The 19,765-nt window shown below is 73.3% G+C and carries 17 protein-coding genes; 3 read left to right on the top strand and 14 right to left on the bottom strand.

The genetic code is table 11. The features are described from left to right. Positions 1–49: 49 nt before the first annotated feature. Genes PV682_RS12940 through PV682_RS12930 form a run of 3 tightly spaced genes read right to left on the bottom strand, consistent with a single transcriptional unit; the run spans position 50 to position 2,721 of the window. Complete coding sequence (locus PV682_RS12940; protein WP_319728823.1) at positions 50–1,057, bottom strand: zinc-dependent alcohol dehydrogenase; 1,008 nt, start codon at positions 1,055–1,057, stop codon at positions 50–52. Then, positions 1,057–1,917, bottom strand: a complete 861-nt coding sequence (locus PV682_RS12935) for a fumarylacetoacetate hydrolase family protein (protein ID WP_319728821.1) — start codon at positions 1,915–1,917, stop codon at positions 1,057–1,059. Before PV682_RS12935 ends, PV682_RS12940 begins: the two co-directional genes overlap by 1 nt. Positions 1,918–1,938: 21 nt before the next feature. Further along, entirely contained in the window at positions 1,939–2,721 is a 783-nt protein-coding gene (locus PV682_RS12930; protein ID WP_109364893.1) for an IclR family transcriptional regulator, read from the bottom strand. 47 nt (positions 2,722–2,768) lie between these two features. Here PV682_RS12930 and PV682_RS12925 point away from each other — a divergent pair, with 47 nt between their 5' ends. Further along, a complete protein-coding gene (locus tag PV682_RS12925; RefSeq protein WP_319728817.1) occupies positions 2,769–4,484 on the top strand; it encodes an IlvD/Edd family dehydratase in 1,716 nt (571 codons plus the stop codon). A gap of 28 nt (positions 4,485–4,512) precedes the next feature. On the opposite strand, the gene PV682_RS12920 is transcribed toward PV682_RS12925, so the two are convergent. The 6 genes from PV682_RS12920 to PV682_RS12895 all read right to left on the bottom strand — a co-directional run bounded on the left by PV682_RS12920 (position 4,513) and on the right by PV682_RS12895 (position 12,045). Then, entirely contained in the window at positions 4,513–5,262 is a 750-nt protein-coding gene (locus PV682_RS12920) for a peptidoglycan recognition protein family protein (RefSeq protein ID WP_319728814.1), read from the bottom strand. A 163-nt stretch (positions 5,263–5,425) separates the two neighbouring features. Next, positions 5,426–6,904: an SDR family NAD(P)-dependent oxidoreductase gene (locus PV682_RS12915; RefSeq protein ID WP_319728812.1), complete on the bottom strand. Its 1,479-nt coding sequence runs from the start codon at positions 6,902–6,904 to the stop codon at positions 5,426–5,428. A 63-nt stretch (positions 6,905–6,967) separates the two neighbouring features. Next, entirely contained in the window at positions 6,968–8,683 is a 1,716-nt protein-coding gene (locus PV682_RS12910; protein WP_319728809.1) for a wax ester/triacylglycerol synthase domain-containing protein, read from the bottom strand. Positions 8,684–8,831: 148 nt separating this feature from the next. Then, positions 8,832–10,052, bottom strand: coding sequence for a glucose-1-phosphate adenylyltransferase (glgC, locus tag PV682_RS12905; protein ID WP_319728807.1), 1,221 nt, complete (start codon positions 10,050–10,052; stop codon positions 8,832–8,834). A 50-nt stretch (positions 10,053–10,102) separates the two neighbouring features. Next, complete coding sequence (glgA, locus tag PV682_RS12900) at positions 10,103–11,263, bottom strand: glycogen synthase (RefSeq protein ID WP_319728805.1); 1,161 nt, start codon at positions 11,261–11,263, stop codon at positions 10,103–10,105. A gap of 14 nt (positions 11,264–11,277) precedes the next feature. Further along, on the bottom strand, positions 11,278–12,045 hold the full coding sequence (locus PV682_RS12895) for a (2Fe-2S)-binding protein (protein WP_319728803.1): 768 nt from the start codon (positions 12,043–12,045) through the stop codon (positions 11,278–11,280). Positions 12,046–12,274: 229 nt separating this feature from the next. On the opposite strand from PV682_RS12895, the gene PV682_RS12890 reads away from it, so the two are divergent. After that, a complete protein-coding gene (locus PV682_RS12890) occupies positions 12,275–13,414 on the top strand; it encodes a DMT family transporter (RefSeq protein WP_319728801.1) in 1,140 nt (379 codons plus the stop codon). Positions 13,415–13,452: 38 nt separating this feature from the next. On the opposite strand, the gene PV682_RS12885 is transcribed toward PV682_RS12890, so the two are convergent. The 4 genes from PV682_RS12885 to PV682_RS12870 all read right to left on the bottom strand — a co-directional run bounded on the left by PV682_RS12885 (position 13,453) and on the right by PV682_RS12870 (position 17,921). Next, a complete protein-coding gene (locus PV682_RS12885; protein WP_319728799.1) occupies positions 13,453–14,658 on the bottom strand; it encodes a transglycosylase family protein in 1,206 nt (401 codons plus the stop codon). A 118-nt stretch (positions 14,659–14,776) separates the two neighbouring features. Then, on the bottom strand, positions 14,777–16,228 hold the full coding sequence (locus tag PV682_RS12880; protein ID WP_319728797.1) for an FAD-binding protein: 1,452 nt from the start codon (positions 16,226–16,228) through the stop codon (positions 14,777–14,779). An 89-nt stretch (positions 16,229–16,317) separates the two neighbouring features. After that, a complete protein-coding gene (locus tag PV682_RS12875) occupies positions 16,318–16,977 on the bottom strand; it encodes an aspartate/glutamate racemase family protein (protein ID WP_319728794.1) in 660 nt (219 codons plus the stop codon). A gap of 23 nt (positions 16,978–17,000) precedes the next feature. Continuing rightward, complete coding sequence (locus tag PV682_RS12870) at positions 17,001–17,921, bottom strand: ScbA/BarX family gamma-butyrolactone biosynthesis protein (RefSeq protein ID WP_319728792.1); 921 nt, start codon at positions 17,919–17,921, stop codon at positions 17,001–17,003. Positions 17,922–18,026: 105 nt separating this feature from the next. On the opposite strand from PV682_RS12870, the gene PV682_RS12865 reads away from it, so the two are divergent. Next, complete coding sequence (locus PV682_RS12865) at positions 18,027–18,686, top strand: ScbR family autoregulator-binding transcription factor (protein ID WP_319728790.1); 660 nt, start codon at positions 18,027–18,029, stop codon at positions 18,684–18,686. A 57-nt stretch (positions 18,687–18,743) separates the two neighbouring features. On the opposite strand, the gene PV682_RS12860 is transcribed toward PV682_RS12865, so the two are convergent. Next, on the bottom strand, positions 18,744–19,748 hold the full coding sequence (locus tag PV682_RS12860) for a GDSL-type esterase/lipase family protein (protein ID WP_319728787.1): 1,005 nt from the start codon (positions 19,746–19,748) through the stop codon (positions 18,744–18,746). Positions 19,749–19,765 lie beyond the last annotated feature (17 nt).

Genomic DNA, 19,765 nt, shown 5'->3' with positions numbered 1-19,765 from the left:
TCCCGGCAAACCCGAGGTAAAATCTACAGCACTGTAGAAATGATTCCGCTCAACTCGCCGGGTCCACCAGCACCTTGGGCCCGGGGCCGCCCTCCACAGGGCGCTTGCCCCCGAGGACGGCACCGACCTGATCGAGGCCCACGGTCGCGGCGACGAGCGGCCTCGGGTCGACGACTCCCTGCGCGTAGGCCCGGATCGCCGGGTCGAGTCCCGGTGACGCGGACAGGATCCCGGTCACCGTGACGTCCTTGAGGACGAGGGTCCGCGTGTCGATCAGGCTGGGTTCGCGGGCCAGCCCGATGTAGACCAGCCTGCCGGACGGTTCCACCGACTCCAGGGCCCGCGCCGGGAGTTCGGTGGCCGTCGAGGCGTCCACGACGGCGTCGTACGGCAGGTCCGGGACGGACTGCCACACGTGGGTGAAGCCGAGGGCGCGGGAGAAGGCGAGGGATTCGGGGGTCACGCCCAGGAGGTGGACCTCCGCGCCCTGGGCCCGCAGGAACAGGGCCGTGAGGAGGCCGATCGTGCCGGGGCCGAGGACCAGGACCCGGTCGTCGGGTCCGGCGCCGGTCGCGCGGGCGGCCCGCAGCGCGTTGCCGCCGGGTTCCACCAACGCGCCGAGTTCGGCGTCGACTTCGTCCGGCAGGGCGTGCAAGGAGCTTGCTGGCACGGCAAGTCGTTCCGCGAGGGCGCCCGCCCTCCCGCCCCGTACGCCGACTTCCTGGCGCAGGTCGCACACGTGCTGGTGGCCGCGCCGGCAGCGGCGGCAGTCTCCGCAGCCGAGCATGGTGTCGCCCATGACACGGCGGCCGAGCCAGGCGCGGTCGACGCCGGGGCCGGCCTGCGTCACGCGTCCGCACCACTCGTGGCCGGGGCGCAGTGGGTAGGCGGCGTGGCCCTGGTGGAGGTAGGTCATGTGGCCGGTGTAGAACTCGACGTCGGTGCCGCAGACCCCGGCGCGTTCGACGTCCACGACGACCTCGCCGGGCGCCGCCTCGGGCGCGGGGAGGTCGGCGACCTCGTACGCGCCCGGGGCGGTGAGGACGAACGCGCGCATCAGCGGGGCGCGATGACGTGCTGGCGCTGGGTACCGAGGCCGGTGATGCCGAGCTCCACCGTGTCGCCGGGGTTCAGGTAGACGGGCGGGGTGAGGCCCATGCCGACGCCGGGCGGGGTGCCGGTGTTGATGAGGTCGCCGGGCTCCAGGGTGAGGAACTGGCTGAGGTAGTGCACGATGACGTACGGGTCGAAGATCATCGTCTTGGTGTTGCCGGTCTGGCGGCGCTGCCCGTTGACGTCGAGCCACATGTCGAGGGCGAGGACGTCGTCGATCTCGTCGGCGGTGGCGAGCCAGGGTCCGGCCGGGTTGAAGGTCTCGGCGGACTTGCCCTTGGCCCACTGGCCGCCGCGCTCCAGCTGGAAGGCGCGCTCGCTGACGTCGTTGACGACGACGTACCCGGCGATCGCGTCGCGGGCCTCGTCGACCGAGTCGAGGTAGCTGGTGCGCTTGCCGATGACGATGCCGAGTTCCACCTCCCAGTCGGTCTTGGTGGAGCCGCGCGGGATGCGGACGTCGTCGTTCGGGCCGATCAGCGTGTTCGGGGACTTGGTGAAGAGGATCGGCTCATCGGGGACGGCCATGCCCGACTCGGCCGCGTGGTCACGGTAGTTGAGGCCGATGCACAGGATCTGGTGCGGGCGGGCGATGGGGGCGCCGATCCGTTCCCCGGCGAAGCGGGAGACCCGGCCGGCCGCGACACGTTCGGCAACTACGGGGCGGATACGGTCGATTCCGCCGCCGCCGAAGAAGCCCTCGCCGAAGTCGGTGACGACGTCGGCGAGTTCGACGTACGTGTCGTCGTCGACGCGGGCGACGGGCTTCTCCGCGCCGGGGGCGCCGATTCGCATGAGGTGCATGGGGGTTCGTCTCCTGAGAGGTCAGCTCGGCAGCAGGGCACGGATGTCGTCGAGGGCGTCGGTCATCGCCGCCAGCGGCGAGCGGTAGGCGAGCGCGCTGACGCTGACCGCGCCCGAGGGGGTGGACGGCGAGGTCAGGTACACGGGCAGGGCGAGGCAGTGGATGCCGGTCTCGTTCTCCTGGTCGTCGAGGCCGTAGCCGCGCCGCCGGGTCGCGGCCAGTTCGGCGTACAGCTCCTCGGCCGTGCAGCGGCTCCTGGGGGTGCGGCGTTCCAGGGTGCGGTCGCCGATCCACGCCTCGACGTCCGCGAGGGTCGTCAACTCCCTTGCCAGCAGCAGTTTTCCGACGGCCGTGGTGTGGGCGGGGTTGCGTCCGCCGATGGTGGAGGTGAGGCGGACCGCGCCGGACGGGGGGTCGACCTTGGCGCGGTAGACGACCTCGTGGCCGTCGAGGACGGCGTAGTGCGCGGTCTCGCCGAAGCGGTGCGCGAGGGCTTCGAGGACCGGGCGGATGCGGACGTGGTCGGGGCGGGCCTCGTGGTGCGCGAACGCCATGCGCAGGAACTCGTCGCCCAGGACGTACCGGCCGGGGGCGTCCTGGTCGGCGAGGCCCGCGCGGCGCAGGGCGCTCAGGGCGCGGTGCACGGTCGGTTTCGGGCTGCCGATCACCCGCGTCAGCTCGTCCAGACCGACGCCGCCGGGGTGGCGGGCGAGCTCCTTGAGGACCGCGAGCACCCGGTCCGAGCCCACGAGCCGGTCGGCTCCGGGGTCTGTCGGTCCGTCGTACGTCTGCGTATGCTCCATGGCGTTCCAAAGATTAGACCCGCGTGTCGGTTATTGGAAGGCGCTTCATGGTGACGCTCCGCAGCGCTCAGTGGTACGAGGGCCAGGACCGCAACGCGTACATCCACCGGGCGTGGATGCGCCGGGGAGTCCCCGACGACGCGTTCACCGGCCGCCCGCAGATCGCCATCGCCAACACGGCGTCCGATCTCACGCCGTGCAACGCGCACCTCGACGAGGTCGCCGCGTCCGTCCGCAACGGCGTCTACGCGGCCGGGGGCATCCCGCTCGACCTGCCCGTCGTGTCGCTCGGCGAGACGCAGGTGCGTCCGACGGCGATGCTGTGGCGGAACATGGCCGCGATGGCCACCGAGGAGATGCTGCGGGCCAACCCCGTCGACGGCGTCGTCCTGCTGGGCGGCTGCGACAAGACGATCCCCTCGCTCCTCATGGCGGCGGCCTCCGTCGACCTCCCCGCGGTCGTCGTCCCCGGCGGCCCGATGCTCAACGGCACGTTCCAGGGCGCCCTGCTGGGCTGCGGCACCGGCGTGTGGAAACTCTCCGAGGAGGTCCGCGCCGGCACCCTCTCCCAAGCCGACTTCACCCGCTCCGAGTCGGCGATGATCCGCAGCAAGGGGCACTGCAACACGATGGGTACGGCGTCCACGATGGCGCTGGTCGCCGAGGCGCTCGGGACCGTCGTACCCGGTGTCGCGGGCACCCCGGCGCCGGACAGCCGTCTCCTCCAAGCCGCCCACGGCACCGGGAAGTTGGCGGTGGAGATGGTCGCCGCCGACCGGCGTCCCGGGACCTTCCTGACGAAGGCGAGCTTCCACAACGCGATCGTCGCCCTCGCGGCGATCGGCGGCTCCACCAACGCGGTCGTCCATCTCCTCGCCATCGCCGGGCGGCTGGGCATCGACCTGACCCTCGACGACTTCGACCGCATCGGCTCCCGCGTCCCCGTCCTGGTCGATCTCCAGCCCGCCGGGCGGTACTTGATGGAGGACTTCCACCGGGCCGGCGGCCTCCTCGCCGTCCTCCGCGAGGTCCAGGACCTCCTCGACCCGGCAGCCCTGACCGTCACCGGCACCCCCCTGGTCTCCCACCTCTCCGACGCGGCGGTCTGGGACGCCGAGGTCATCCGCCCCCGCGCCGAACCCCTCGTCACCGAGGGCGGCATAGCGGTCCTGCGCGGCAACCTCGCCCCGAACGGCGCCCTGCTGAAACCGGCGGCAGCCTCCCCCCACCTCCTCCAACACCGGGGCCGGGCCGTCGTCTTCGACTCCGTCGAGGACTTCCACGCCCGCATCGACGACCCCGGCCTCGACGTGGACGCCGACTCGGTCCTCGTCCTGCGCGGCTGCGGCCCGAAGGGCTACCCCGGCATGCCGGAGGTGGCGAACATGCCCCTCCCCAAGAAACTCCTGGCCGAAGGCGTCCGCGACATGGTCCGCATCTGCGACGGCCGCATGAGCGGCACCGCGTACGGCACGGTCGTCCTCCACGTAGCCCCCGAGGCAGCAGCAGGCGGCCCCCTCTCCCTGGTCCGCACCGGAGACATCATCGACCTCGACGTCCCGGCCCGCCGCATCACCCTCGACGTCCCCGAACCCGAACTCTCCCTCCGAGAACCCACCCCAACAACCACAGCGGCTTTCGCGAACCCCCACCGAGGCTGGGAACGCCTCTACATCGACCACGTCCTCCAGGCCGACACCGGCGCGGACCTCGACTTCCTGGTGGGATCGAGCGGCAGCGAGGTAAGCCGGGAGTCACACTGACGGCGTGAGCCCCTGCGGCGGGCGCCTCTCAGAGCAAGGCGTCGACCTCGCGGCGGATGGCCGGGAGGTCCGTGTGGAGCGTGCCGGGGCAGAGGGTCGCGGCCCAGTCCTTGTGGCCGCTGATGACGGGGACGGTGCGGGTGACTGCGCTGACCGGGTTGCGGTAGAGGACGGTGGCGAGGGGGGCGAGGGTGTGGCGGGCGGACAGGTCCGCGAGCAGGTGGATGAGGGCCGTCCGGGCCGCGGGGGACGCCGGGGTGGAGGTCAGGGTGCCGAGGAGGGCGATGCCCGCGTTGCCCGAGTTGTAGCCGGCTATGTGGGCCGCGGTCACCAGGCGGCCCGTGGCGTCGTGGGCGGGGGTGCCGTCGGTGCCGGACCAACGGCCTTCGTAGACGCGGCCGTCGGCGTCGATCAGGTAGTGGTAGCCGATGTCGCCGAAGTCCTTGCCGATGGTGTCGTTGCGGTAGATGGCGCGGACGCGGGCGCCCGGGTCGGGGTCGGTGCTGCCGTCGGCGGTGTGGTGAACGCTGACCGTCTGGAGGGGGTAGTACTCCGGCGGCCACTTCTCGGTGCCGTCGGCGGCGAACCGGAGTGATTCGTCGGCGCCCCAGTCGGCGCGGGTCAGCAGGGTGTAGCCCGGCGCGGCGGCGTACGCCGGTCGAGCAGCCAGTACACCCGCGGCGGCGGCGCCGAGCGCGCCCAGCAGCACGCTGCGGCGGCCCGGCCGTAAGGCCCCGGCGGAGGCGGAGAGTGCGGCGGAGAGTTCCGAACGTCCCATGACCCGGTCCTGTCCTGTCGTCGTGACACGAGGAGGGTGGCGCTGAGGAGGGTGACGCTGAGCAGAGTGGCGCTGTGGTGCGCCATCCCTACTGTCCCCCGCTCCCCGCCTCCACGCCACGACATTCGAGCCTGACCTGAAAACGCCGGTCCGTGCCCTGCCGCTACCACTTCCCGGGCGCGTAGTCCTTGAGGAACACCCCGTACACGTCCTCGCCCGCCTCACCGCGCACGACGGGGTCGTACACCCGCGCCGCCCCGTCGACGAGGTCGAGCGGTGCGTGGAACCCGGCCTCGGCGAGGCGGAGTTTGTCGTAGTGGGGCCGCTCGTCGGTGATCCAGCCGGTGTCGACGGAGGTCATGAGGATGCCGTCGGTCTGGAACATCTCCTCGGCGCTGGTCCGGGTGACCATGTTCATCGCGGCCTTGGCGGCGTTGGTGTTGGGGTGCCCGGCGCCCTTGTAGCCGCGGCCGAACACGCCTTCCATGGCGGAGACGTTGACGACGTACGCCCGCTTGCTGGCCGCCTTGCGCGCGGCCTCGGCCATGCTGGGCCGCAGCTTGCTGATGAGGATGAACGGCGCGGTGTAGTTGCAGAGCTGGGTTTCGAGGAGTTCGACGGGCGAGATCTGCTCGATGGACTGGACCCACGTGTTGGTGTCGACGACGTCGGGGACGAGCCCGCCCGCGTCGATGGCGGTCCCGTCGAGGTGCCGCTCCACGCTCGCGTTCCCGGCGACGAGGGCGAGGTCGGCGACCTTCTGCGCGTCGATCCCGGACGACCCGAGGGGCAGCGCGGCGATCCCGTCGACCGCGCCGGACCCGAACGCGCCGATGACGTGGTGCGCGGGCAGTTCCCCGGCGGGCAGCGGCGCGGACTCGCCGTCCACGAGGGCGGCGTACGCGGACGGCAGGCGCCGTACCGTCTGGGTCGCGTTGTTGATGAGGATGTCGAGGGGCCCGGCCTCGGTCATCCGCTCGCCGAGCGCGACGACCTGGGCGGGGTCGCGCAGGTCGATGCCGACGACTTCGAGGCGGTGGATCCAGTCGGCGGAGTCGTCCATCGCGGTGAAGCGGCGGATGGCGTCCTTGGGGAAGCGGGTGGTGATCGTGGTGTGCGCGCCGTCGCGCAGCAGCCGCAGCGCGATGTACATGCCGATCTTGGCCCGGCCGCCGGTCAGCAGGGCGCGCTTGCCGGTGAGGTCGGCGCGGACGTCGCGCTTGGCGCGGTTGACGGCCGCGCACTGCGGACAGAGCTGGTGGTAGAAGTAGTCGACCTCGACGTACCGGGTCTTGCAGGTGTAGCAGGAGCGGGGGCGCTGGAGGACGCCGGCGATCTTCCCGGCCTCGGTGACCGAGGACGGCAGGATGCCCTCCGTCTCGTCGTCGATGCGCTGCGCGGAGCCGGTCGCGGTGGCCTCGGTGACCGACTTGTCGTGCGCGGTCTTCGCGGCGCGGCGCTCCTGCCTGCGGCGCTGCTTGACCGTGCGGTAGATGCCGGCGGTGGCGCGGCGCACGGCGATCGCGTCGGGGTGGTCGACGTCGAGCTTGTCCAGCTCGTCCAGCACGCTCAGGCAGACGGCCAGCCGCTCGGGGTCGATCCCGGGGCCGTACGCGACCTCGCCGTCCTCTGTCACCGTCATCGCGCTGTGTTCCTCGACTCGCCGTGCGGCGCGCCGGTCGCGTCCGCTTTCGAACGGATGATTTTACGGAGCGCCACGCCCGTCCTCCAAACCCGCGGCGGTCGCCGTGACCAGCGTCTCCACCTCGGCGCTCACGGCGGCGGCGAGCCGGTCGAGATCGGGTACGGCCGCGGCGTCCGCGACGAGCCCCACATGCACGCGCCCGCGATAGCTGGACAGGGCGACGGCGAGCGCCTGTCCGCGCGCGAGGGGCGCGTACGGATACACCTCGACGACGGGATGCCCGCCGAGCCTGAGCCCCACCCCGGGCAGCGGCACACTGGTCACGAGCACGTCGAACCACAGCCGCGCGGCCTGCCCGGCGAGCGGCCCGCCGAGCCGGTGCCCGAGCGCGGGCACATGATCGGCGAGCAGCGCGACGGCCCCCGCCCCCCGGCGGGGCCCGGCATCCTTGTTCCGGTCCATGGCGGCCCGTACGGCGGCCAGCCGCGCGAGCGGCTCCGCCTGGTCGACGGGGAGCCGCACGAGGTACCCGGAGAGCCGGTTCCCCCGCGGCTGCGCGGTACGGGGACGGCGCTGCGAGACCGGCACCAGCGCCCGGGGCACCACCCCCGAACTCCCGTCCCCGCGCTCGTCGAGCCACCGCCGCAGCGCCCCCGCGACGACACCGATCAGTACGTCGTTGACGGTCCCCCCGACGGCTTTGCGCACCCGGTGCACGTCGTCGACGTCGATCACGACCCCGGCGGTACGCCGCGTGCCGGAGGGCTCGGAGACGAGCGCCGGAGTGGAGCGCACCGCGAGCCCGGAGACGGCCACGGAGGCCCCGATGTCGAGCGCGCGCCCGGCGCCGGAGAGGGCGTCCTGGATGCGGCCGGGGAGCGCGGCGGCCCCAGCAAGGGCGTCGGCGATCGGCTCGGCGGCGGCGTCGAGGAGGGGAGCGGTCCGGCGGGCCGCGCCGGAGAGGGGGGCGGCGGCGTTCCGGGCTGCGCCGGGCAGGGCGCCCGGCAGCGCGGCGCCGTGCCGGACCGGCCCGCAGGGGCCGTCGGCCTGCGGGGTGGACGGCTCTGCCGTACCGCCCAGCGCATCGCGCACCACGCCCGCCGCGAGCACGGGCAGGCCCGCCGCACGGCTGAACACGCCGCGCACCGGGCCGGGCAGTGCGGCGCCCGCCGACGACGAAAGCCCTGCCGCCCCCTTCACCACCCCGTACACCGGCCCCGGCAGTGCCGCTCGCGCCAGCCCCGCCAGGCGGTGTACACCGGTCGGCTCCTCCTCGTCCTCGTGCCGCCGGCGTCCGCGGGGCTCCGGTCCCTCCATCGGGTCCAGGACCGCCGCCGCCAGGGTCAGGGCGCGCAGGCCGTCCGCCAGGGCGTGGTGGAACTTGAAGAGGACCGCGAAGGTCACGCCGTTCTCGCCGGGGAGGACGTGGGCCTCCCATGGGGGGCGGGTGCGGTCGAGGGGGCGTTGCATGAGGCGGCCGGCCTCGGCCTGGAAGTCGGGGGTGGGGGCGTGGAGGAGGACGTGGTGGAGGGGGTCGAAGCCGGGGGCGGGTTCGCGGACGGCGGCGCCGAAGGCGAGGGGGTGCCAGGTGTCGCGGATGCGCATGCGCAGGCCGGGGACTCCGGCGGCGCGGGCCGCGAGGAGGTCGGCGGCGTGGGCGCCGGCGGTGGGCGAGTGCGCGGAGAAGACGCCGAGGGCGCCGAGGTGCATGGGGTGCTCGGCGGTCTCCAGGTTCCAGAACGCCAGGTCGAGGGGTGCGAGCAGGTCGGCAGTCAAGGGCTTGCCTCGCGTCGGCGACGGGTGGAGCAGCAGTCAAACCCGTTCGACCGATTACGGTCAAGTACGATCAAGCTACGCTCAGTTAACAACGGATTAAGTCGCCGCTGTCGCCGCTCCAGCCGTCACTCCCGCCGCACCCCGCCCCTCAGCTCACGATCTGCCCCTTCCCCAGCGCGATCACCCCGCCCTTCGACACCGTGTACAGCTCCCCGTCCCGCTCCGGGTTCACCCCGATCGTCGCCCCCGGCGGAACCTCCACGTTCTTGTCCAGCACGGCCCCCCGCACGACGGCACCCCGCCCGATCCGGACGTTGTCGTGCAGCACCGCCCCCTGCACCACCGCCCCGGGATCGACCACGACCCCCGGCGACAGCACGGACCGCGTGACCTGCCCCCGTATCAGGCACCCGGCGCTGATGATCGACTCGCTGGCCATGCCGCCCGCGTTGAAGCGCGCCGGGGAGAGCTGGCCCGAGTGCGTGTAGATGGGCCAGTTCCGGTTGAAGAGGTTGAACGCGGGCCGCTCGGCGATGAGGTCCATGTGCGCGTCGTAGTACGCGTCGAGCGTCCCGACGTCCCGCCAGTACCCCCGGTCGCGGCTGGTCTCGCCGGGCACGTGGTTCTGGCTGAAGTCGTACAGGTACGCCTCCCCGCGCGCGGTGAGCTGCGGCAGGATCGAACCCCCCATGTCGTGCACGGAGTTCTCGTCCTCGGCGTCGCGCTGGAGCGCCTCGATGAGGGTCTTGGTGGTGAAGATGTAGTTGCCCATGGAGGCGAACACGGTGTCGGGGTCGTCCGCGAGACCCGGCGGGTCGAGCGGCTTCTCCAGGAACCGTTCGACGACCTGCCCGTCGCTGCCGGGGGTGATCACCCCGAAGGACGAGGACTCGGTACGCGGCACGCGGATGCCCGCGACGGTGACGCCCGCGCCGGACTCCATGTGCTGCGCGAGCATCTGCCGGGGGTCCATCCGGTAGACGTGGTCCGCGCCGAACACCGCGACGTACTCGGGCCGTTCGTCGTGGACGAGGTTGAGCGACTGGAGGAGCGCGTCCGCGCTGCCGAGGTACCAGCGCGGCCCGAGCCGCTGCTGCGCGGGCACCGGCGTGACGTAGTTGCCGAGCAGGCTCGACATCCGCCAGGTCGTCGTGATGTGCCGGTCCAGCGAGTGCGACTTGTACTGCGTGAGCACGCAGATGCGCAGGATGTCCGCGTTGACGAGGTTCGACAGGACGAAGTCCACCAGTCGGTACGTCCCGCCGAAGGTGACCGCGGGTTTCGCCCGGTCGGCGGTCAGGGGCATCAGCCGTTTGCCCTCACCGCCCGCCAGGACGATCCCGAGCACCGAAGGTCCACCACGACGCATGGCCGCTCCTCACCCTATGGTTCCCCTTGATTGCCCAACGGCGAGGCGGCTCAACCCTGTTCGAGGATCTCCGCGTAGAGCGCGACAGTGCGCCGGGCCACCGCGTCCCACCCGAACTCCCCGACCGCGCGGGCCCGTCCGGCCTCCCCCATCGCGCGCGCCGCGTCCGGATCGGCGAGCACGGAGTCGATCGCGCGGGCGAGCCCGGACTCGAACTCGCCGTCCGAGCCGCCGAGTTCGACGAGCAGACCGGTACGCCCGTCGTCGACGACTTCCGGGATCCCGCCGACCCGCGAGGCGACGACCGGCGTCCCGCACGCCATCGCCTCCAGGTTGACGATGCCCAGCGGCTCGTAGACCGACGGGCACACGAACAGGGCCGCGTGCGTGAGGAGTTGGATGACCTCGGGGCGCGGCAGCATCTTCGGGATCCAGTGCACGCCGTCCCGGACTCGGCTCAACTCCTCGTACAGCTCCCGGAATTCGCGGTCGATCTCGGGGGTGTCGGGGGCGCCCGCGCACAGCACGACCTGGGCGCGCGGGTCGATGTCCCGTACGGCGCGCAGGAGATGGGGGACGCCCTTCTGGCGGGTGATGCGGCCGACGAACAGGACGTAGGGCCGGTCGGGGTCGAGTCCGGCGCGGACGAGGGCGTCGGTGCCGTGGTCGGGGCGGTACAGCTCGGTGTCGATGCCGTTGTGGACGACGCGCACCCGGGCCGGGTCGAGCGCCGGGTAGCAGGCGAGGATGTCCTCGCGCATGGCGCCGGAGACGGCGATCACGGCGTCGGCGGCCTCGATGGCGGTGCGTTCGGCCCAGCTCGACAGGGCGTATCCGCCGCCGAGTTGCTCGGCCTTCCAGGGGCGCAGGGGTTCCAGGGAGTGCGCGGTCATCACGTGCGGCACGCCGTGCAGGAGCTTCGCGAAGTGGCCCGCGAGGTTCGCGTACCAGGTGTGGGAGTGGACGAGCTGGCGTCCTTCGAGCCCCGCGGCCATGGCGAGGTCGACGGAGAACGTGCGCAGCGCGTCGTTCGCGCCGTCCAGCGCGGACCAGGGGCGGTGGCGCAGGACGCCGTCGGCGCGGCCCTCGCCCCAGCAGTGCACGTCGAGGTCGACGAGCGGTTTCAACTCCCGTGCCAGGAACTCCACATGGACGCCCGCGCCGCCGTACACGTCCGGCGGGTACTCGCGGGTCAGCAGGCCCACTCGCAACCTAAGCCCCCTTCTCAGCGGCCAGTTCCCTCATGGTCACCCAGACGGGGCGCGCGGGGAAGAGCGTCGAGACAACAGTCGCCGCACAGGCCCCCTCCGGGCACCCGGTAGTACAGGCAGCAGCTGGCCCGCCGGAACCGGGGTCCGGTGAAGGTTCCGGTGCCGGCGAGGAGCGGGTGGGCGAAGAGTTCGGCGGTCAGCGCGCGCGTGCCGGCGGCGACGTCGGTGCGGCCGTGCTGCCGGGCCCACGAGGTCAGCTGGCGGGCGCTTCCGGCGAGGGCGGAGGCGGCGTTGCCGCGCAGGAGGCCGGGGGCGATGCGGTGGTGGGTGCGCAGGGCGGCGGCCAGCGGTTCGAGGTGGGCGTCGAGGACGAGGGCGGCGAGGTCGGCGACCGGGCGGGGGCGGACCTCGGTGAGCCACAGGTCGTCGGGGGCGGACGCGTCGGGGTTCCAGCGCAGGAGGGCGGGGTCGAGGTCGGGGAGGCGGCCGTAGAGGGCCGCGCAGCCCAGGGCGACCGACCAGAGGCGGGAGGCCAGGGACTGGTGCGCGAGGGAGGCGGCGACCCGGTCCTCGGGGGCGCGGACACTCTCGGCGACCTTGCGGACACGGAAAATCAGCGGATGTCCGTAAACGTCCGACGACTGGTGCGCGTACGCGTCGGCCAGGGTCGGCAGCGGGCCCGGCGGCTCTCCTGTCCCGGCTAGGAGGGTGCGCAGGACGAAGAAGCCGCCGAGCGGGCGCAGCGCGGCGAGGGCGGGGTCGAGGCCGGGTTCGTGGTCCACGAAAAGCAGTAGTACCAAGAACGGTCGGAGAGGGAGACTCGGCCGCACGCTGTACGCGCCACCACCCTGGGTGTGGTCCGTGGTCCTTTCGTACTCCATCGGGAGTACGACGCAATGAGTGCTCAGGTACGACGACAGGAACAGATCGACAGGGCATCGTGGTTGTCATGGAAGCCGACCGTTCGCCGCGCCGGGCCTGGTGCCCCCGCCTCACGCAGAGGAGCAGCTCATGAGCGCCCTCGCGTTGTCCGTGGTCCTGTCGCTGATCTCTGCCGTGGCGTACGCCGCGGGCGCGATCGTGCAGGAGCAGGTGGCGCTCTCCTCCCCGAGCGCCTCCACCGGGCAGTACGCTCCGCTGCGCCGCCCGGCGTGGTGGGGCGCGGTCGCGCTGAACGGCCTGGGCGGGGTACTGCACGTGGTGGCGCTGGCGTACGGCCCGCTGAGCCTCGTGCAGCCGCTGGGCGCGCTGACGATCGTGTTCGCGCTGCCGATGGCGGCCCTGTTCGTGAAGCAGCGCGCGGGGGCGACGGCCTGGCGCGGCGCCCTGATGGCGACGGTCGGCCTCGCGGGCCTGCTGGCCCTGGTCGGCGCCTCCGACTCGCAGTCTTTGACGACGCCCGAGCGGATCGCGGTCGCGACGGCCACGGCGGGTGCGGTGGCCGCGCTGATGGTCGCCGCGCGCGCGGTGCACCGGCATCCGGCGGTCCGCGCGATGCTGCTGGCGACCGCGTCCGGCATCGCGTTCGGCATGTCCTCGGTGTTCACGAAGACGGTCGCCGTCGACTGGGCGGGCGGCGTCACCGCCGGTGACCTGCCCACCCTGGCCCTGATCGGCGCCCTCGCCACCGCCGGGATGCTGCTGTCCCAGGCGTCCTACCGGGGCGCGGGCCTCGCGGCCCCGCTGTCCACGCTGACCGTCGTCAACCCGGTGGTCGCGGCGGCCGTCGGCATCACGATGTTCGGCGAGACGTTCCGCTACGGCGCCACGGGCACCGCCCTGGCGCTCGGCTGCGGCGTCGTCGCGGCGGGCGGCCTGATCCTGCTGACGACGGAGCGGCTGGCCCGCGAGCACGCGCAGGAGACGGCGCAGGAGGACACCACCGGCGGGCGGGAGCCCGGCGACGCCCCGTTGCCGGCGCTCCCCGAGCAGTCGGCGCCGGCCCGCGAGAAGCTGCCGGAGCCGGGTCCCACGGCCCAGCCGGACGACCTGCCGAAGCCGGGCCCCGCCCCGGTGCCGGAGGGCACCCCGGTATGGGTGTCGGCCGGCGGTCCCGCCCACCTCGCGGACGGGACGTACCGGCTCTCCTACGACGGCCTGTCACTGGCCGTGCGCAGCGGCGACCGGCACCGCGCCAAGGTCAGATCCTGACGCGGCCGGCCTCCGTGGGCGGGTGAGCCGGGCCGCGCTCAGATCCTGACGCCCCCGGCCCGCAGATACGCGACCGGATCGACGTCCGACCCGAAGCCGGGCCCGGTCCGCACCTCGAAGTGCAGGTGCGGTCCCGTGCTGTTCCCGGTGGACCCCGACCGGCCGATGCGCTGGCCCGCGGCGACCGACTGCCCGTCCCTGACGGAGATCGCCGAGAGGTGGGCGTACTGGGTGTAGCGGCCGTCGGCGTGCCGGATGACGACCTGGTAGCCGAAGGAGCCGCCCCACCCGGCGGTGACGACCTCGCCCGAGCCGACCGCCTTCACGGAGGTCCCGGTGGGCACGGGGAAGTCGACGCCGGTGTGGTAGCCCTTCGACCAGGAGGACCCGGTGGCGTGGTAGCGCGTGCCGGTGTCGGCGTTGACGGGGGCGACGAGGGAGCCGCCCTGCTCGCTCGACACCGTCTTCGGCTTGGCCGCCTTGGGCTTGGCCTTCGCCTGCGGCTTGCTCTGTGTCTTGCCCTGCGGCTTGCCCTGCGGCTTGGCCGGAGCCTTCGCCTGCGGCGCCTTCTTCCCGTCCAGGCTCAGCCGCTGCCCCGGCATGATCAGGTCGGGGTCGCCGCCGATGGTCGTGCGGTTCGCGGCGTACAGCCCCCGCCACCCGCCCCGGACGTCGCGCTCGTCGGCGATCCCGGAGAGCGTGTCGCCGCGCACGACGGTGTACATCTCGGTGCGCCCGGCACGGGACTGCGGGGTCGCCTGGGCGCGGACGTCGGGCGCCTTCGGCTTCTTGGCGGCCTTCTGCCGGGCCGTCTTCTCGGGGGCCGCCTTCTTCTGGACGACCGGCTCGATGTCGGGCGCGTCCCCGCCCCGCGTGAGCCCCGCCCGCACCGAGCACACCGGCCACGCGCCGGGCCCCTGCCCGTCGAGGACCTTCTCGGCCACCGCGATCTGCTGGTCCTTGGTGGCCAGATCCGCGCGCCCCGCGTACCGCAGCCCGCCGTACGCCTCCCAGGTGGACTGGGTGAACTGGAGGCCGCCGTAGTAGCCGTTGCCGGTGTTGATGCTCCAGTTGTTCGTGGACTCGCAGGCCGCGACCTTGTTCCAGGTGTGGACATCGGCGGCGTGCGCGGTGCCGGCGCCTATGAGGGGCAGCGCCATACCGGCGCCACCTGCGGTGACGGTGAGTGAGGCGCGGTTGATCCGGGTCGGCTGGTATCGGCGGTGCCGGCCGCGTACGGCCATGGTGAACCCCCTGTACAGGCGTCAGGAGGGCAAAAAGTAAGCGGGGCGAACCGGCCAGGGCAAGACCGCGAATCAGCCGCGCTCCTACCCCGATCGGTTCGACTCATGTCACCGCGTTTCAGCCGAAGATGCCCTGCCCCGGCACCAGGACGCCCTTGGGGTCGTAGGTGCGTTTCGCCGCCGCGAGCTGCGGCCAGGCCGCGCCGAAGTGCGTCCGCCAGTCCCGCGGCCGAAACGGGATGGACCCCACCGGGTACTGCGTCCCGCCGGCCGCCGCGGTCGTGTCGTACGCGGCGCGGTTGGCGGCGAGGAGCCGGTCGACGGTGGCCGTGTCGGCGGGCGGGGTCGCCGCGAGGATCGCGAACAGGTACGGAACCGGGTCGTCCGGCATCGGCAGCAGCGGGGTGCGCAGGCGGGCCCGGTCGAGGGGGTAGAGCAGGATCAGCCCGGCGCCGACGTCGGCGGCGGTGACCCCGGCGAGGATCTCCCGGGTCACCTCGGCGGTCCGGTCCCCGGGGATCAGCAGGTTCAGCCAGGGGTGCGCGTACGCCCACACCCCGGACTTCTTCAGCTCCTCGGCCACCGGCCCGACCCGGTTGACGAAGTCGAAGTACGTCGGCGTGGTCCGCTGCACGCCCGCCGCGTCGTACGACAACCCCGCGAGCAGCGTCGACTCGGGGACCTCGGCGTCGTAGGAGACCGCCTCCAGGACGTACGCCGTGAAGGCACCGTTCTTGTCGGCGGTGACCTGGCCCTCGACGTAGTCGAAGCGGCGCTCGCGGGTGAGGGTGCGCTGGTCGGCGAGGAAGGTGTCGAGGTCGGTGTAGGGGAGGAGGTAGTGGCGGACGGTCGCGGCGGTGGGGGCCGGGACCAGGCGCAGGGTCGCGGAGACGATGACCGCGCACTGGCCGAGGCCCGCGAGGACGGCGTGGAAGAGGTCGGCGCGGCGGGCCGGGGAGCAGTGCACGAGTTCGCCCGCGCCGGTCACGACGTCGAGGGCGAGAACGTTGTCGACCTGGGCGCCGTGCCGGTGGGTCTGGCCGCCGATGCCGCCGACCGAGAGGGTGCCGCCGACGGAGAGTTCGATGTAGTCGGTGAACACGGGCGGGGTCAGGCCGTGCCGGAGCATGGCCCGCAGGACGTCGATCCACAGGGCGCCCGCGCCGACGGTGACCGTGCCGTTCTCGGGGGTGCCGATGTGGTTGAGCGGGGTCGTCTCGATGATCACGCCGTCCGGCACCTGGGCCTGGCCGAAGGTGCCGTGGCCCTGGCCGCGCGGGGCGACGTCGATGGTGTGGGTGTTGCAGAAGCGGATCATCGCGACGACGTCGTCGACCGAGCCGGGGCGCAGGACGGCGGCCGGGGTGCGGTGCACGATGTGGCCGTAGTCGTCGGCCGCCGCCGCGAGGGACGCGGGGTCGGTGAGGAGGGTGCCGTCCAGGGGCGGGACCTGGGCGAAGGCGCTGTCGGCCGTCGCGGCCCAGCTGCGGGTGAGGGGGTCGAACGCGACCACGGCCGTACCGGCGGCCAGGCCCTGGAGGAGGGTGCGTCGGGAGGGTGTGGGGGTCATGTGCCTCGCCTCGTTCGGGCCTTCGGGCCAGAGTGGGGGCGGCCTAAAGGGCATCAAGTGGTCAGGGGCTCATGGTAGTTCGATCTTGATCACCGGGTGCTTGTGGTTTCAAACACATCTCCGGCACACCGCGCGGCGGCTGCCGCGAGCCCCGGGCGGGGGCTGGAGAACACCGGCACCGCCGTCCGGGCGAGCCCCTGCGCCGGGGCCATCGACGCCTGCGCCAGCACGATCGCGTCGGCGCCGGTCACCGCGTCCACCGCGTCGGCGACCGCACGGGCGTACCCCTGCGCGTCCCCGGCCTCGAACAGCTCCCACGCGCCCTCGGCGAGGACCGTCCGCACGGTGACCGGACGGCCGCCCGCCTCCTCGCCGACCAGCGCCGCGGTCGGCCCGAGCGTGCTGGCGACCGTCCCGAGAACGACGACCTTGTCTCCGGCGGCGACCGCCTCGGCGGCCATCGGCCGGTCCACCCTGACGACGGGGACGGCGAGCCCCGCGCCCTGTTCCTCCGCGACCCCGCCGATCGACGAGCACGTGCACAGCACCGCGTCCACGCCCTCGGCGACGGCCCGTTCCAGCGCGTCCCGCACGGCGGGCGCGACCGCCGCCGGGCCCTCGGCGCGGGCCCGCGCGAGGAGGGTCTCGTCGACGTGGTGGCGCAGGGTCAGGTCCGGGTGGTGTTCGTCGCGCAGGGCGTCGAAGACGGGGATGTGGACGGGGGATGTGTGCAGGAGGGCCAGGCGCATGTCCGTGACCTTAGACCCTGTCGTCACCCGAAGGTCAGCGTCCCGGCCGCCGTCGCCACCCCCTCCTGGACGACCTTGAAGCCCCAACTCCCCTCCCCCGGCGCGCACTCGACGCTCGCCGGGGGCGTCCACTCGGTGAAGCCGGTCGCCCTCAGGTCCGCGCCGAGGAGCCGGGCCCCGCGTCCGAGGGCGAGGCAGGCGGCCTGGCGGGCCGACTCCAGCAGGACCATGCCGGGGACGTGGTCGCTGGGGTGGTCGAAGAAGAGGGGGTGGCCGAGGTCGGCGGGGTCGACGCGTACGGTGCCGTCCGGTGCGCGGCGGACCATCACCCCGCCCTCACCGGCCACCCCGACCTCGCCGGGCCCGGGCCGCTCGCCGGTGCCGCCGAACGGCGGGCGGCGGGCGCGGCCGGTGCGCAGGGCGGCGTACTGGTGCGGGGTGAGGGTGCGCAGGCGGCCCTCCGCGTGGCCGAAGGGGACGCCGGCGCAGGAGAACGCGACCTTCATCGCCAGCGACAACGGGCCCGGGCGGGCGGGGACTTGGCGTACGTCGGAGAGTTCCGCCTCGCACAGGACGTCGCTCGCGCCGTACGCCGTGCGGGGTTCGGCGGCCGGGTCCAGGGTGAAGCCGACGGATCTGATGATGAGGCGGGTCTCCGGGGGGCTGCCCAGGAACACGCGGGGGATCAGCAGGCCCATCTGACGGATCGTCTCCACCAGGAACACCGGGTCGTGGCGGCCCTCGGGGTCGGGGCGGAACGTGGAGTGGCGCAGCGGCCACTGGGCGGCGACCAGGAAGCGGGTGTCCGAGACTCTGAGCGCGTCCGTGAGCAGGACCTCGGCGACCGAGCGGCGGTGGACCAGGTGGCGGGGGACGGTGCGGTCCCAGGCCGGGGTCTGCGGGGCGGCGGACAAGTCGGGCTGAATGACAAGAGTTTCAGACATAAAATCATGAAAACAATGGTTCGCCGTGTCACTTCTGACATTTCTCCGCCGTGCCTATAGATCACCTGAAAGGCCGATGAGCCACCCCACGACCCGGAGGCGGAGATGCAGGAACGCGCGGAGACGACCAGGAAGGCCATCCTCGTCGCGGCGGCGAGACTCTTCGAGGAGTACGGCTACGCGGGCACCAGCATCTCCGACGTGGCGCGGGCCAGCGGGTACACGAGCGGGGCCCTCTACTTCCACTTCGGCAGCAAGGAGGATCTCGCGCGCAGTGTCGTCGAGGCGCACTTCGCGCACTGGCCGCCGGTCGTCGCCGGGTGTCTGCGCCGGGGCGGCAGCGCGCTGGAGCGGCTCGTGCTGCTCAGCTTCGAGGTCGCCCGGGAGTTCCGCGACGACCATGTCGTCCGCGCCGGGAACCGGCTCTGGAACGAACGGCACGCGATCTCCGCGGAGTTGCCGGTGCCGTTCGTGGGCTGGATCTCCACTGTCGCGGACGTCCTCACCGAGTCCCGCGCCGCCGGTGAGCTCTCCCCCGCCATCGACGTCCCCCGTACCGCCCGCACCGTGATCGCCGCGTTCTTCGGCACCCACACGGTCTCCGACGCGCTCTCGCGCCGCGAGGACGTGGAGGAGGCGGTCACCGACATGTGGCGCCTCCTCCTCCCGGCCCTCCAGTCCCACCCCGATACGGAGGGATGCCTGCGCCGGGCACGGGAGTTGAGGGCCCCGCGGGGAGAGGGGGTCGCGGTGGGGGTGGGGTGAGGGGGCACGGGGAGGCGGGGAGGCGAACACCGCTTCTCTCCGCGCCCGGCGGCGCCCTCATGCCTCCGTGCGCGCCCGCGCCCTCCCCTCCGCCTGCCCCGAAACGGACCCACGCCCCTCCGCCTGCCCCGGCACGGACCCGCGTCGGCGCTTCGGGGGGAGTACCTGTACCTCGTACTCGCCGCTCGAAGCGGTGGGCGCGGCGTGGGAGTCGGGGGTGCGGGCGACCCGGCGGGCCGTCGGGCGCAGGGAGCCGGTCCGGCGCAGGCACAGGGCCGCGTGGACCGCGGGGAGCCCGGGGTTCGCGAGGGACGCGAGCATCGCGTGCATCAGGCGGCCCCCGTGGAGTTCGTAGCCCGCCGCCGAGGGGTGGAAGCCGTCACCGGCGATCAGCCGGGACCGGTGCGTACGGAAGCCGTCGTCGCGGAACGAGACGACCCGCGCGCCCGCCCTCAGCGCGTGGCGTGCCTGGAGCCGGCCCAGTCTCCGGCACCGCAGGGACAGCAGCCGGCCGAGGAACCCGGGGATCGCGCCCCCGCACCCGGCGTCGGGGCTCACCGCCGCCACCACGGCCGCCCCCTCCCCCACGAGCCGCCGCACATGCCGGCCGAGCGCCCGTGCGGCCCGCCCGAGCGGCACCGGCAGCAGACTGTCGTTGGCGCCCGTGAGCAGGACCACGAGATCCGGCCGCACGCTCACCGCCTGCTCGACCTTCCCCGCGAGCGACGGCGTCGTGGCCCCGAACCGCCCGTAGACCCACACCCGTACGGCCCGCCCCGTCTCCTCTGCGAGCCACTGCCCGAGCACGGCCCCCGGCGCCTGGCGCGCCTCGCCCACCCCGATGCCGAGCGCGGTGGAGTCGCCGACAACGACGAGCCGGATCTCGTCCCCGGCACCGGCGACGTCACCCGCTCCCCCGAGCCCCGCCCGCTCCCCCCGGCCCCCCGGCACATACACCCCGTTGACCCGGTGAACCGTCCGCGGATCCAGATGCCGCAGCGAGCGCAGGAACACGCGCGCGTACCAGGCCGTCAGCAGACGTGCGGGGTGGGACCAGCGCATCGGAGACCTTCCGTGTC

It is taken from the genome of Streptomyces niveiscabiei (genome assembly GCF_033794345.1).
GTDB classification, from domain to species: domain Bacteria; phylum Actinomycetota; class Actinomycetes; order Streptomycetales; family Streptomycetaceae; genus Streptomyces; species Streptomyces niveiscabiei.
The sequence above is the reverse complement of the archived record's forward strand: the minus strand, read 5'-3'. Positions and strand labels throughout refer to the sequence as shown.

What these genes read in the sequence shown, in the direction of transcription:
- PV682_RS12860 (WP_319728787.1), bottom strand. Translation starts at nt 19,748, where the DNA reads ATGCGCTGGTCCCACCCCGCACGTCTGCTGACGGCCTGGTACGCGCGC.
- PV682_RS12940 (WP_319728823.1), bottom strand. Translation starts at nt 1,057, where the DNA reads ATGCGCGCGTTCGTCCTCACCGCCCCGGGCGCGTACGAGGTCGCCGAC.
- PV682_RS12885 (WP_319728799.1), bottom strand. Translation starts at nt 14,658, where the DNA reads ATGGCCGTACGCGGCCGGCACCGCCGATACCAGCCGACCCGGATCAAC.
- PV682_RS12920 (WP_319728814.1), bottom strand. Translation starts at nt 5,262, where the DNA reads ATGGGACGTTCGGAACTCTCCGCCGCACTCTCCGCCTCCGCCGGGGCC.
- PV682_RS12935 (WP_319728821.1), bottom strand. Translation starts at nt 1,917, where the DNA reads ATGCACCTCATGCGAATCGGCGCCCCCGGCGCGGAGAAGCCCGTCGCC.
- PV682_RS12880 (WP_319728797.1), bottom strand. Translation starts at nt 16,228, where the DNA reads ATGACCCCCACACCCTCCCGACGCACCCTCCTCCAGGGCCTGGCCGCC.
- glgC (WP_319728807.1), bottom strand. Translation starts at nt 10,052, where the DNA reads ATGCGTCGTGGTGGACCTTCGGTGCTCGGGATCGTCCTGGCGGGCGGT.
- PV682_RS12915 (WP_319728812.1), bottom strand. Translation starts at nt 6,904, where the DNA reads ATGACGGTGACAGAGGACGGCGAGGTCGCGTACGGCCCCGGGATCGAC.
- PV682_RS12930 (WP_109364893.1), bottom strand. Translation starts at nt 2,721, where the DNA reads ATGGAGCATACGCAGACGTACGACGGACCGACAGACCCCGGAGCCGAC.
- PV682_RS12875 (WP_319728794.1), bottom strand. Translation starts at nt 16,977, where the DNA reads ATGCGCCTGGCCCTCCTGCACACATCCCCCGTCCACATCCCCGTCTTC.
- PV682_RS12865 (WP_319728790.1), top strand. Translation starts at nt 18,027, where the DNA reads ATGCAGGAACGCGCGGAGACGACCAGGAAGGCCATCCTCGTCGCGGCG.
- PV682_RS12870 (WP_319728792.1), bottom strand. Translation starts at nt 17,921, where the DNA reads ATGTCTGAAACTCTTGTCATTCAGCCCGACTTGTCCGCCGCCCCGCAG.
- PV682_RS12890 (WP_319728801.1), top strand. Translation starts at nt 12,275, where the DNA reads ATGAGCGCCCTCGCGTTGTCCGTGGTCCTGTCGCTGATCTCTGCCGTG.
- PV682_RS12925 (WP_319728817.1), top strand. Translation starts at nt 2,769, where the DNA reads ATGGTGACGCTCCGCAGCGCTCAGTGGTACGAGGGCCAGGACCGCAAC.